This window comes from Streptomyces sp. JNUCC 64 (genome assembly GCF_054484115.1).
Genome location: NZ_CM137015.1, coordinates 2,496,076 through 2,507,670, shown reverse-complemented (window position 1 = coordinate 2,507,670; position 11,595 = coordinate 2,496,076). Strand labels below are relative to the sequence as shown.

11 protein-coding genes are annotated in these 11,595 nt (G+C 74.2%); 4 read left to right on the top strand and 7 right to left on the bottom strand.

The window, feature by feature from the left end:
• Positions 1-99 precede the first annotated feature (99 nt).
• A complete protein-coding gene (locus ACVWNX_RS09980; RefSeq protein ID WP_016639615.1) occupies positions 100-357 on the bottom strand; it encodes a WhiB family transcriptional regulator in 258 nt (85 codons plus the stop codon).
• A 318-nt stretch (positions 358-675) separates the two neighbouring features.
• On the bottom strand, positions 676-1,650 hold the full coding sequence (locus tag ACVWNX_RS09975; RefSeq protein WP_454413543.1) for a diacylglycerol/lipid kinase family protein: 975 nt from the start codon (positions 1,648-1,650) through the stop codon (positions 676-678).
• Between the two features lie 101 nt (positions 1,651-1,751).
• Here ACVWNX_RS09975 and ACVWNX_RS09970 point away from each other — a divergent pair, with 101 nt between their 5' ends.
• Entirely contained in the window at positions 1,752-2,198 is a 447-nt protein-coding gene (locus tag ACVWNX_RS09970) for a hypothetical protein (protein ID WP_454413542.1), read from the top strand.
• A gap of 513 nt (positions 2,199-2,711) precedes the next feature.
• On the opposite strand, the gene ACVWNX_RS09965 is transcribed toward ACVWNX_RS09970, so the two are convergent.
• From ACVWNX_RS09965 to ACVWNX_RS09955, 3 genes are all read right to left on the bottom strand, one after another.
• Positions 2,712-3,836, bottom strand: a complete 1,125-nt coding sequence (locus ACVWNX_RS09965) for an RNA polymerase sigma factor SigF (RefSeq protein WP_454413541.1) — start codon at positions 3,834-3,836, stop codon at positions 2,712-2,714.
• The gene (locus tag ACVWNX_RS09960) at positions 3,833-4,246 is read right to left on the bottom strand and encodes an ATP-binding protein (RefSeq protein ID WP_161694748.1); all 414 of its coding nucleotides are present in this window, start codon (positions 4,244-4,246) and stop codon (positions 3,833-3,835) included. The genes ACVWNX_RS09965 and ACVWNX_RS09960 overlap by 4 nt, the downstream gene beginning before the upstream one ends.
• A gap of 352 nt (positions 4,247-4,598) precedes the next feature.
• Positions 4,599-4,859 carry a UBP-type zinc finger domain-containing protein gene (locus ACVWNX_RS09955; protein WP_454413540.1) on the bottom strand — a complete coding sequence of 87 codons (261 nt, stop codon included), beginning with the start codon at positions 4,857-4,859 and terminating at the stop codon, positions 4,599-4,601.
• A 373-nt stretch (positions 4,860-5,232) separates the two neighbouring features.
• On the opposite strand from ACVWNX_RS09955, the gene ACVWNX_RS09950 reads away from it, so the two are divergent.
• Positions 5,233-6,834: a Na+/H+ antiporter gene (locus tag ACVWNX_RS09950; RefSeq protein ID WP_454413539.1), complete on the top strand. Its 1,602-nt coding sequence runs from the start codon at positions 5,233-5,235 to the stop codon at positions 6,832-6,834.
• Positions 6,835-6,934: 100 nt separating this feature from the next.
• Here the strand turns inward: ACVWNX_RS09950 and ACVWNX_RS09945 are convergent, their stop codons facing one another.
• On the bottom strand, positions 6,935-7,900 hold the full coding sequence (locus tag ACVWNX_RS09945) for a 1-aminocyclopropane-1-carboxylate deaminase/D-cysteine desulfhydrase (protein ID WP_454413538.1): 966 nt from the start codon (positions 7,898-7,900) through the stop codon (positions 6,935-6,937).
• Between the two features lie 348 nt (positions 7,901-8,248).
• The gene (locus ACVWNX_RS09940; protein WP_454413537.1) at positions 8,249-8,482 is read right to left on the bottom strand and encodes a hypothetical protein; all 234 of its coding nucleotides are present in this window, start codon (positions 8,480-8,482) and stop codon (positions 8,249-8,251) included.
• 344 nt (positions 8,483-8,826) lie between these two features.
• Between ACVWNX_RS09940 and ACVWNX_RS09935 the strand changes: the two genes are divergently transcribed.
• Together ACVWNX_RS09935 and ACVWNX_RS09930 are read left to right on the top strand one after the other, a co-directional pair.
• Positions 8,827-10,227, top strand: coding sequence for a family 2B encapsulin nanocompartment shell protein (locus tag ACVWNX_RS09935; protein WP_454413536.1), 1,401 nt, complete (start codon positions 8,827-8,829; stop codon positions 10,225-10,227).
• A complete protein-coding gene (locus tag ACVWNX_RS09930) occupies positions 10,224-11,372 on the top strand; it encodes a family 2 encapsulin nanocompartment cargo protein polyprenyl transferase (protein WP_454413535.1) in 1,149 nt (382 codons plus the stop codon). Before ACVWNX_RS09935 ends, ACVWNX_RS09930 begins: the two co-directional genes overlap by 4 nt.
• Positions 11,373-11,595: the final 223 nt, after the last annotated feature.

Below are 11,595 nucleotides of genomic sequence, written 5' to 3'. Positions count from 1 at the left end.
GTGAGAACACTGCGGGTTACGCGCTGCGGCTCGGGAGGCGGGAGTTGCGTACGCGCTGTACGCGCCGCCGTGGCCGGGGCTCGTATGGGCGGCCGGACGTCAGGCGCTGGCCTGCCGCGCCCGGTTGCGGGCGGCGCGGCGCTTCATCGCGCGGCGCTCGTCCTCGCTGAGGCCACCCCAGACACCCGAGTCCTGGCCGGACTCGAGCGCCCACTGCAGGCACTGCTCCATGACGGGGCAGCGACGGCAGACGGCCTTGGCTTCCTCGATCTGCAGCAGCGCGGGACCGGTGTTGCCGATGGGGAAGAACAGCTCGGGGTCTTCCTCGCGACAAACGGCGTTGTGACGCCAGTCCATGGCTGCTACCTCTCTTGGTGTTACTTCAGTGTGCTTGTGAATGTGAACGCTTTCACGAAACCCTCGACAAGTGAAGGGCCTGCACCCGGACGTGACCCGGTGCGGTCCAGAGTTTGAGGAGGGGATCGGGCTCTCTGTGGGGGGCGGTGTTGCGGCCCGTCCCGAGCGCCACATAGAGACTCGCAAACCTCGGCGGCGGATACAACCCCTTCTGGAAAGTTTTTTTGGATTCCTCGGTGTCGACTAGGTCACAGCCGTACTTCCATGGGGTGGACCCTTGCCTAAACGTTCGAGTGCAAGGACTTTCGCCCGTTCCGCTCACACAATCACACGCAGTGCACGGTCTACGCCTAGGAACGTCACGCTCGTGCGCAGTCCGAGGTGGTCTCCGTCCATCTGCAGGGGCAGTGGCGCCTTCGAATGCAAGGTGAACCGGTCGAGGTCGTGCAGCGACACCGCGTGCTTGCCGTGGGGGCCCCGCTCGGGGGACGAAGTCATCAATTGCGTGGCATAGCGGGCGACGGCCCCGGCGGTCAGCCGGTTCAGCCCGAGCACGTCGAGACCGGTGTCGAACGACGCCTTCGGTGCCGCGTAGACCGGGCGATTACCCAGATAGGTCCACGGAGCCGTATTGCAGACTATGGAGACGAGAAGATCTTCCACTGGTTCCCGGCCGGGCCGTTCCAGGGTGATCGAACCGTGCCGCCGCTGTTCCCCGAGGAATTGCCGGAGAACCTGCCGGAGATAAAGCGCGTGCGTCGAACGCTTTCCCAACTCCCGCTGCTGTTCGACGCGTCCGACCACTCCGGCGTCGAAGCCGAGTCCCGCGCAGAAGGTGAACCAGCGGCCGGGGACGGCCTCGTCGGCGGTGCCCGGGGTGCCGATCGCCCGGCCCAGTCCGACGGTGCGCTCGGAGCCGCCGCCGATCGCGTCCAGCAGGGCGCCGGTCGCCTCCACGGCGTCGTTCGGCAGTCCGAGGGCGCGGGCGAACACGTTCGTCGAGCCGCCGGGGACCACCGCGAGACGGGGGGTGCGCTCCGGGTCGGGGACGGTGTCGCCGTCCCCCAGAAGACCGTTCACGACCTCGTTGACGGTGCCGTCGCCGCCGAGCGCGACCACCAGGTCGACCTCGTCGCCCTCCGCCGCCCGCCGGGCCAGGTCGCGCGCGTGCCCGCGGTACTCGGTGGTGACCGCCTCCAGCTTCATCTCGCTGGCCAGCGCGTGGATCAGCACGTCACGCGTACGCGCGCTCGTGGTGGTGGCTGCCGGGTTGACCACGAGGAGTGCGCGCATGCCATGCAGGGTACCCAGCGGTGGCCGCGCGCCCCCACCCAGGGGCGGCGGGCCCGCGCCCGCCCCGCCGTGGCGCGGGGCGCGCGGGCTACCCTGCTGGGGTGAGTGCTGAGCAGAGATCCGCCCCTGGAACGCGCGACGGGGACGCCCCCGAGGGCCCCCGCCCCGGACGGCTGACCGCGGCCGCCGCCCTGACCGGTCTGGAGGGCGCCGCGCTCGTCGCCGGCGGGGTCTACGTCCTGGTGCGCGGGCTGACCGGGGACGGCAGCGCGGGCCAGGCGGCGATGGCCGGGCTGACGCTCGCCGCGCTCGCGGTGCTGCCGCTGGTCGCCGCCCGGGGGCTGCTGGCCCGCCGGAGCTGGAGCCGGGGCCCCGCGATCATGACCCAGCTGGTCGCCCTGCCGGTCGCGTACAGCCTGCTCCAGGCCGACAGCATGCTGATCCCGGGCGGGATCGCCCTCGGAGTGGCCGCGGTGACCACGCTGGCGCTGCTCGTCAACGCGGAGACCACCGAGGCCCTCGGCATCCGCCCGCCGGGCGGCGCGTAGCCTCCGGCCGGGCCGACGGGGCCCCGACCGGCGCGGGCCCGGAACGAGGGGCTCGTGGGGTGAGCGAGGGGCGTGTGCCCGCCACCGCGCGCGGGGCGGACCGTCCGTCCGCCCCGGGTGTTCCCCGCACGCCCGCGCGTGCCGCTCCCGTGCCCTGCCCGGCGTACGCCCGTCCCCGTCCGGTGCGGCCCGGCGCCCTCCGCCCACGGTCCGCACCGTCCGGTGCCGCCCGTCCACGGTTCGTGCCGTCCGATGCCGCCCCTCCGCCGCCCGTGCCGTCCGGCGTCCGCCGTGCCGTCCGGTGCTCTCCGTCCGCCGCCCGTGCCGTCCGCCGTCCGGTGCCCGTGCCGCGCGTCCGCCGTCGCACACGACGGCGCCCGGAGCCGGGTGGGCTCCGGGCGCCGTGGCCGGGTCAGAACGTGAGGGGGCCCGCCGGGGTCGCCGCCGTCTCCGGACGCGTGCGTGTACACGCGTCTCCGTGACGGACGGGGCGGCCCCGGGGACCCTCCCGGGTCACTCCTCGACCAGCAGCTTCTCGCGGAGCTGGGCCAGGGTCCGGGCCAGCAGCCGGGAGACGTGCATCTGGGAGATGCCGACCTCCTGGGCGATCTGCGACTGGGTCATGTTCCCGAAGAACCGCAGCAGCAGGATGCGCTTCTCCCGGGGCGGCAGGTCCTCCAGCAGCGGTTTGAGGGACTCGCGGTACTCGACGCCCTCCAGCGCCTCGTCCTCCGCGCCGAGGGTGTCGGCGACGGCGGGCGACTCGTCGTCGGTGTCCGGGACATCCAGCGAGAGCGTGGAGTAGGCGTTCGCCGACTCCAGCCCCTCCAGGACCTCCTCCTCGGAGATCGCCAGCTTCTCGGCCAGCTCGTGCACGGTGGGGGAGCGCCCGTGCTGCTGGGACAGCTCGGCGGTCGCCGTGGTCAGCGAGAGCCGCAGCTCCTGGAGCCGCCGGGGCACCCGCACCGCCCAGCCCTTGTCCCGGAAGTGCCGCTTGATCTCGCCGACGACGGTCGGGGTCGCGTAGGTGGAGAACTCGACGCCGCGCTCCGGGTCGAACCGGTCCACCGACTTGATCAGCCCGATCGTCGCGACCTGCGTCAGATCGTCCAGCGGTTCGCCGCGGTTGCGGAACCGCCGCGCGAGGTGCTCGACGAGCGGCAGGTGCATCCGTACGAGCTGGTTGCGCAGTTCCGCGTACTCCGGGCTGCCGTCGGGCAGTTGGCGCAGCGTGACGAACATCGCCCGCGCCGCGCTCCGCTCCGGGGAGTCGTGCCGCACGTGCTGGACGCGCTGACCCTGACCGGCACCCGGTCCGCCCGCGTCCCGTTCGCCGGTCCGCTCGTGCTCGCTCATATATCCCGCCCTCCCCCAGCTCCCGCCGGGAGGTGCCCCCGGCCCGCCCCGGCCGGACGGCGCTTCGCGCGCGTCCGCACCGCCGGGGGCGACCGGCTGTGCCTGCTCCAACGCGTCGGCCGGGTCCGGCGTCACCGCCGGTCCCGTCCGTCCGGCCGGTTCCCGGAGGTCTCCCTCCGGATGCGGCCTGGCCTGCTGCTCGGGGATGCCGCCCGCCGACGGGACGGGCGGCCCCGGTGTGTCGTGTCCCTCGTCCCGCACCGGTCCGTCCCCGTTCCTCACGCCGGACCGGGGCCCGCGCCGCGTTGTTTGTAGAGACTGATCGACACGGTCTTGTCGTCGGCCACGGTCGAGTCGACCTTCCCCGCCAGGGCGGACAGCACCGTCCAGGCGAAGGTGTCGCGCTCCGGCGCGCGGCCGTCCGTGGTCGGCGCCGAGACGGTGACTTCCAGGGAGTCGTCCACGAGCCGGAAGACACAGCTGAGTACGGAGCCGGGCACGGCCTGCTGGAGCAGGATCGCGCACGCCTCGTCCACGGCGATGCGGAGGTCCTCGATCTCGTCGAGGGTGAAGTCCAAACGGGCCGCGAGGCCGGCCGTCGCCGTCCGCAGCACCGACAGGTAGGCACCCGCAGCCGGCAGCCGGACTTCCACGAAGTCCTGGGTCCCGGGCTCTCCTGCGATCTGGGACACCCTCACCTCCAAGGTGGTACAAGCTCTTCGGGGCTCCGGGGGAGCGCCCCCCGGGTAACGCGCAACATGGTGCAGCGGTGACGCTATCGCGCTCACGGCGCGGGTGTCCCGGGGACCCCGCCCCTTGACCTCACTCATCGTAAGCACATCTCTACGCACAGTGGCTAGGGGTGTGCGGGTACCGATGCGGTGACGTCCCCGCTCCCCTCCCCGCCGCTCGGCGCGCCGGGTTGACGTACCCATGCCTCCGGCCGTCGAACCGTCCTGGTCGCGGGCCCGGGCCGGGCCCGCGCCGCCCGGACGGCCGGGGCGCGGGGATGGCGGTCGGCGGGTGGCGGTGCCGGTCAGCCGGTCAGACGACGACGCAGTCCACGAAGCACCAGCGCCAGTCCTCCCCGGGCTCGAACGTCCGCATGACGGGGTGCCCGGTCTCCTCGTGGTGCCCGGTGGCGTGCCGCAGCGGCGAGGAGTCGCAGCACCCCACATGGCCGCACTCCAGGCACATCCGCAACTGCACCGGGTCCGTCCCGGCGGCCGCGCAGTCGAGGCAGGTCTCACTCAGGGGCTCCGGCTCCGGCTCGGGCAGCGCGGAAACGTGCGCGCACTCCTTCATGATGGCCAGGTTACTGATCCGCGCGGTACGCCGCCGGGCCCGCGCGGGCGCGCTCCGGCACGGTGTCGCGCCCGGGCCGTGCCGGAGCGTCGTGTGCCGGGCCGGGCGGGCCGTGCCATGCCGGGCGGGCCGTGCCATGCCGGGCGGGCCGTACCGGGTGGGTACGCGCGGCTGCCGAACGGTGTCCGGCCCGGTCCGGCCCGGTCGGACCCGGTCAGGCCCGGCGGGGCGCGACCGTCGGGGTGCGGCCCGGCGGCCGTCGGTGGCGCGGGCCGGTGTCCGCCGGTGCGTGCCCGCCGGTGGGGACGGCCGTCGTCGGCGCTGACGAGCCGGTGCCGGTGCCGGTGCCGGGTGGAGACGAGAGGGAGCCGTGATGGACGCGCTGTCGGTGATCGGACTGGTCGCGGCGAGCACCGCCGTCGCGGGGGCGGCCCGCCGCACCCCGGTGCCGCCGCCACTGGCGCTGGTGGCGGTCGGACTGCTCGCCGGGTACCTGCCGGGGGTCCCGGAGTTCACCCTCGATCCGCACTTCGTGCTGCCCCTGCTGCTGCCGCCGTTGCTGCACCTCGCGGCCCTGGAGAGCTCGTACCTCGATCTGCGGGCCAACGTCCGCCCGGTGGCGTTGCTGTCCGTGGGCTACGTCCTGTTCGCGACGGTCGCGGTGGGCTGGCTCGCGCATCTGCTGGTGCCGGGGCTGCCGTTGACGGCCGCGCTGGTGCTGGGCGCGGTGATCGCGCCGCCCGACGCGGTGGCCGCGACCGCCGTCGCCCGGAAGGTCGGGCTGCCCGCCCGGATCACCACCATCCTCCAGGGCGAGTCGCTGGTGAACGACGCCACCGCCATCACCGCCTTCCGGGTGGCGCTGGCCGCCGCCGTGGGGGAGGGAATGAGCTGGGCGGGCGGCGTCCGGGAGTTCCTGGTCGCGGCGGTCGGCGGGGTCGGCGTCGGGCTGGTGCTGATGATCCCGCTGCACTGGCTGCGCACCCATCTGCGGGAGGCGCTGCTCCAGAACACCCTTTCGCTGCTCATTCCGTTCGTCGCGTACGCGGCGGCCGAACAGGTCGGCGCCTCCGGGGTGCTCGCCGTGGTGGTGGTCGCCCTCTACCTGGGGCACCGGGCCTGGCAGGTCGACTTCGAGACCCGCCTTCAGGAGGCCGCCGTCTGGCGGATGGTGTCGTTCGTCCTGGAGTCGGCGGTGTTCGCGCTGATCGGGTTGCAGCTCCCGGTGGTGCTGCGGGGACTCGGCCCGGTGAGCGGCGCCGACGCGGCCTGGTACGCCTGCGCGCTGTTCGTGCTCGTGGTGGTGGTCCGGTTCGTGTGGTGCTACCCCGCGACCTACCTCCCGTTGTGGCTCTCGCCCCGGATCCGGAGCTGGGAGTCCGACACCGACTGGCGCCGCCCGCTGGTGGTGAGCTGGGCCGGGATGCGCGGGGTGGTGTCGCTGGCGATCGCGTTCTCCATCCCGTTGACGGTGCACGACGGGGGACCGTTCCCGGCCCGCAACCTGATCCTCTTCCTGACCTTCACCACCGTGATCGGCACGCTCGTCGTCCAGGGCCTCACCCTGCCCGCCCTGATCCGGGCGCTGCGGCTGCCCGGCCGGGACGGGCGGGCCAGGACGCTCGCCGAGGCCCAGGCCCAGAACGCCGCCTCGCGGGCCGCCGACGAGCGCCTCGCGGAACTCCTCGGGGATCCGCGCAACACGCTGCCCGAACCCTTGGTGGAGCGGCTGAGACTGGCCCTGGAGCGCCGCCGCAACGCCGTCTGGGAGCGGCTCGGCACCCCGAACCCGGTCACCGGCGAGTCCGTGGACGACACCTACCGCAGACTGACCCGGGAGATGATCGCCGCCGAGCGGGACGTCTTCGTCCGGTTGCGGGACGCCCGGGTGATCGACGACGAGCTGATGCGGACCCTGCTGCGCAGGCTGGACCTGGAGGAGGCGGCGGCGTACCGGGAGGAGGAGGCGGAATGAACCCTCCCCGGCCGGGACGGGTGCCGGGTCCGGCTGTTCCCGCCCGGACGTCGTCCGAGGTTGTCAGAGTGTCAAGGTCCCAGGGCCGCCCGCGGGACGGTCAGGACGGTGCCGGGGTGCTCCGGGAGGCCGTCGTCTCGGGGCCGGGGCGGCCGGTGACCACGGCGGTCAGCCGGGTGCCCGCCGGGAACGCCCCCTCCTCGGTGAGGGTGAGCAGCGCCCGGAGCAGCTTGGCCACGTAGAGGCGTTCCACGGGGAGCCCGTGCCGCTGTTCGAAGTCCTCGGCGAAGGCGTGCACGGAGGACGGCACCCGGGCGTACCCGCCGCCGTGGAAGCGCTCGTCCAGCCACCAGTCGCCCCGGGGGCCGCCGAACGCCTCGTGCTGGAGCCGGGCCGTCGCCTCCGCGAGGAAACCGCCGCCCACCACGGGTATGCCGAGCGCCCGCTGCCCCGGGGCGAGTCCCGCCGCGAGCCCGGCGAGCGTGCCCCCGGTACCGCAGGCCACCGCGACGACGTCCGCCAGGCCGCGCAGCTCCCGGCCCAGTGGGACGCAGCCCCGGACGGCGGACGCGTTGCTGCCGCCCTCGGGGACGACGTACACCTCGCCGGGACCGGTCCCGGCGACGGAGTCCGGGCCGGTCAGGAGCGCCGCGACCGCCTCGGGGGCCGGGGACGCGGTCAGCAGGCGGTAGGACGTCCGGTCGACGAACCGCAGCCCCATGCCGTCGGCCGCGCACCGGGCCAGTGAGGGGTTCAGCGGCCGGTCCGCGAGTTCGTCGCCGCGCACGATCCCGATGGTGGACAGCCCGAGGAGCCGTCCGGCGGCGGCGGTGGCCCGGAGGTGGTTGGAGTAGGCGCCGCCGAAGGTGACGACCGTGCGGGTGCCCGCCGCGGCGAGGTTGGGCGCGAGCTTGCGCCACTTGTTGCCCACCAGGTCGGGATGGATCAGGTCGTCCCGTTTCAGCGCGAGCCGGACGCCATGGGCGAGGAACCGTTCGTCCCGCACCTCCCGCAGCGGAGAGGGCAGCCGGGCCCCGAGGTCCCCGACTCCCGTCCGCGCGCTCATGTCCGTGTCCGACCCGTCATGCGCCCATTCTCACCCTTGCCGGAGGGAGCCGTCGGGCCCCACCCGGTCACACGGCCCGCCCGCTCCACGGCCGGGGACCCGCCGGTACGTCCGCCCGTCCCCGCCCAGCACCGAGCCCCGTCGGACGGCCGGTCAGGACCGGGCCGGTGGTCCCGGGCGCCCGGGACCACGACGCCGACCCGCCGGACGGCGGGGTGCCGGGCCACCGTCGGACCGCGACCGCGACCGCGACCGCGACCGGGTCCGGACCCGCGACCGGGGCTGGACCGGGGCCGGGAAAGGACCGGGGCCGGGGCCGGACTGGAGGCCGCGACCGGGTGTGTCCCGTCAGTGCCGCAGCACCCCGTCCCCGTGCACCGCGATGTGCTGCTCCAGCTCCTGGACGGCGCGCTGGGTGGCCTCGGGGGAGCCGCTGCCCCGCCGCTCCGCGTAGTACGCCGCGCCGACCCGCTTCAGCAGATCGGCTCCGGCCCGCTGTGCCTGCACCTCGTCGAGCTTCTGCTTGCCCTGGGTGAGCCCCTGCTGGACCTGCTCCCGGGCACGGTCGAGGAAACCCGCCATCGTGTACCACTCCCGTTCGTCGTGCCGCCCTCCGGCGGCTCGTGGTGCTCTTCGTCGTCCTGCTCGTGTCGTGTGGTGCGCGCATCCGGTGAACGCGCGGCGGGATCTTCGAGTTCCCGGCCCCTCCGCCGATCGGCCGCCCTCACTCGAACGGGTGAGGGGCCTACGAACGGGCGAGGGAACGCGCGGCGGCGGATGAATCGTAGAAACGATTCATCACATATCGAGGAGCGACCCGAACGGCGGCTCCCAATCCCGCTCTTTTGTGTGATGGCACCGGGACGGTCGGTACTGGAAGGCTCTGCCCCGCAGTTCAGCGCACGTACACGGGAGGGCGAACGAGCATGTCGGCAGGCGAGGGGATCCGCACGGAGCGGCCGCAGCGGAGCCTCGGCACCGCGGCCGCGCGGAATCTGGCCACCACGACCAAGACGGCCCCGCAGATGCAGGAGATCAGCTCGCGCTGGCTGCTGCGGACGCTGCCGTGGGTCGCCGTGCAGGGCGGCGCGTACCGCGTCAACCGGCGGCTGACCTACGCGGTCGGGGACGGCCGGGTCACCTTCGTGCAGACCGGTGACAGCGTCCGGGTCATCCCCGCCGAGCTGGGGGAACTGCCCCTGCTGCGGGAGTACCCGGACGAGGGGGTCCTGGCCGAACTCGCCGACCGCTGCGAGCAGCGCCGGTACGCCCCCGGGGAGCTGCTGACCTCCTTCGGCAACCCGTCCGGCGAGGTGTTCCTGCTGGCCCACGGCCGGGTCGAGAGGATCGGCACCGGGCCCTACGGGGACGACGCCGTCCTGGACGTGCTCGCGGACGGCGCGTACTTCGGCGAGCGGGCGCTCTCCGACGCGGACGCCATCTGGGAGTACACCGCCCGCGCCGCCACCGACTGCACGGTCCTCGTCCTGCCCCACGCGGCGTTCCAGGAGGTCGCCGACCGCAGTCCGTCGCTCCGCGCCCACCTCGACGCCCTGCGGGCCGCCCCCGGGCACCGCGCCAACCGCTACGGCGAACGGGAGATCGAACTCTCCGCCGGTCACGTCGGCGAGGCCCCGCTGCCGGGCACCTTCGTCGACTACGAACTGTCGCCCCGCGAGTACGAACTGAGCGCGGCCCAGACGATCCTGCGCGTCCACAGCCGGGTCGCCGACCTCTACAGCCGGCCCATGAACCAGACCGAACACCAGCTCAGGCTCACGGTGGAGGCGCTCAAGGAGCGCCAGGAGCACGAGATGGTCAACAACCGGGAGTTCGGGCTGCTCCACAACTGCGCCTACGAGCAGCGCGTCCAGCCCCACGACGGCGCCCCCACCCCCGACGACCTGGACGAACTCCTCAGCCGCAGGCGCGGGTCGAAGCTCTTCCTCGCCCATCCGGGCGCCATCGCCGCCTTCGGCCGCGAGTGCAGCAGACGCGGACTGGTCCCGGACACCGTCGAGGTCTCCGGCGTCCGGATCCCGACCTGGCGCGGGGTGCCGATCTTCCCCTGCGACAAGATCCCGGTCACCGAGGCCCGGACCACCTCCATCATCTGCATGCGCACCGGCGAGGACGACGGGGGCGTCGTCGGACTCCACCAGCCGGGCATCCCGGACGAGATCGAACCCAGCCTCTCCGTCCGGTTCATGGGCATCGACGAGAAGGCGATCGTCTCGTACCTGGTCACCACGTACTACTCGGCCGCGGTGCTGGTGCCGGACGCGCTCGGCATCCTGGAGAACGTCGAGATCGGCCGCTGGCGGTGAGCTACACCGGCCCGGAGCCCGGGAGCAGCGCCCACGCCCTCGCCGTGCCGCCCGGCGGGCCCGTGCCCGAACGCGTTCCGGCGGTCCCGGGGCCCGCGCCCGGGGCGCCACAGGACGCGGACGCCGAGGCGCTGGCGCTGCTCGACGGCGCGCGAGCGAGCGTCGGGCCGGAGCTGCGCCGGGCGGTCGACACCCTGCCCGGGCAGCTGGGCCGGGTCGCGCGCTACCACTTCGGCTGGGAGGACGCGGACGGCGTCCCCACCGAGGGCAACGGGGGCAAGGCCATCCGGCCCGCCCTGGTCCTCGCCGCGGTGCGGGCGTTCGGCGGACGGCCCGAGGACGCCGTCCGGGCCGCGGCGGCGGTGGAGCTGACGCACAACTTCACCCTGCTCCACGACGACGTGATGGACCGGGACGTCACCCGTCGGCACCGGCCCACCGTGTGGAAGGCGTTCGGGATCCCGGACGCCATCCTGGCGGGGGACGCCCTGTGCGCCGCCGCGCAGCTCCTCCTCGCCGAGGACCCGCACCCGGCCGCCGCGCGGGCGTCGGCCCGGCTGGCCGCGTGCGTCGTCGAACTCTGCGCGGGTCAGCAGACCGACACCGCCATGGAGGGGCTGGCCCCCGACGAGGTGACCCTGGCGGACTGCCTGGCCATGGCGGAGGCCAAGACCGGGGCGCTCCTCGGGTGCGCCTGCGCGGTCGGCGCGCTGTACGCGGGGGCCGGGGAGGAGCGGGTGGCCGCGCTGGACTCGTTCGGACGGCAGGCCGGGCTCGCGTTCCAGCTGATCGACGACGTCATCGGCGTCTGGGGCGATCCCCGGCGGACCGGCAAGCCGGCGGGGGCCGATCTCCTGGTCCGCAAGAAGTCCCTGCCGGTGGTGGCCGCGCTCGGCTCGGGCACCGCCGCGGGCGCCGAACTGGCCGGGCTGTACGCGGTGGCCCCGGACGAGGGCGATCCGGCGGCCGGTCTGGAGCGGGTGGTGAGCGCGATCGAGGCCGCCGGGGGACGGGACTGGGCGCAGCGGCAGGCCGCCGACCGGATGGCCCGGGCGGTCCGGGCGCTGGCGGGGGCGCTGCCGGGGCCGGAGGCGGCCGGGGAGCTGCTGGCCCTGGCCGAGTTCGTCACCCGTAGGTCCGCCTGATCCGATCGGGTGCCGGTGCCGGTGCCGGTGCCGGTGCCGGTGCGGGGGGCGGTGGCGCTGCGGGTGGCGGTGGCGGTGCCTGGTCGGGGTGCTGGTGACTGGTCCCGGGACCACGGTCCCGGGACCGCTTCCCGCCCCGTTCCCCCTCCGTCCGTTTCCCCTCTCGTCTCCCGTCCGTTCCGGTCCCCGCCACTCGGGGGACCCCCGTCCGCCGTCCGTACCG

Coding starts and splice junctions, on each gene's coding strand:
- ACVWNX_RS09980 (WP_016639615.1), bottom strand. CDS start 357: ATGGACTGGCGTCACAACGCCGTTTGTCGCGAGGAAGACCCCGAGCTG.
- ACVWNX_RS09975 (WP_454413543.1), bottom strand. CDS start 1,650: ATGCGCGCACTCCTCGTGGTCAACCCGGCAGCCACCACCACGAGCGCG.
- ACVWNX_RS09955 (WP_454413540.1), bottom strand. CDS start 4,859: ATGAAGGAGTGCGCGCACGTTTCCGCGCTGCCCGAGCCGGAGCCGGAG.
- ACVWNX_RS09950 (WP_454413539.1), top strand. CDS start 5,233: ATGGACGCGCTGTCGGTGATCGGACTGGTCGCGGCGAGCACCGCCGTC.
- ACVWNX_RS09945 (WP_454413538.1), bottom strand. CDS start 7,900: ATGAGCGCGCGGACGGGAGTCGGGGACCTCGGGGCCCGGCTGCCCTCT.
- ACVWNX_RS09940 (WP_454413537.1), bottom strand. CDS start 8,482: ATGGCGGGTTTCCTCGACCGTGCCCGGGAGCAGGTCCAGCAGGGGCTC.
- ACVWNX_RS09935 (WP_454413536.1), top strand. CDS start 8,827: ATGTCGGCAGGCGAGGGGATCCGCACGGAGCGGCCGCAGCGGAGCCTC.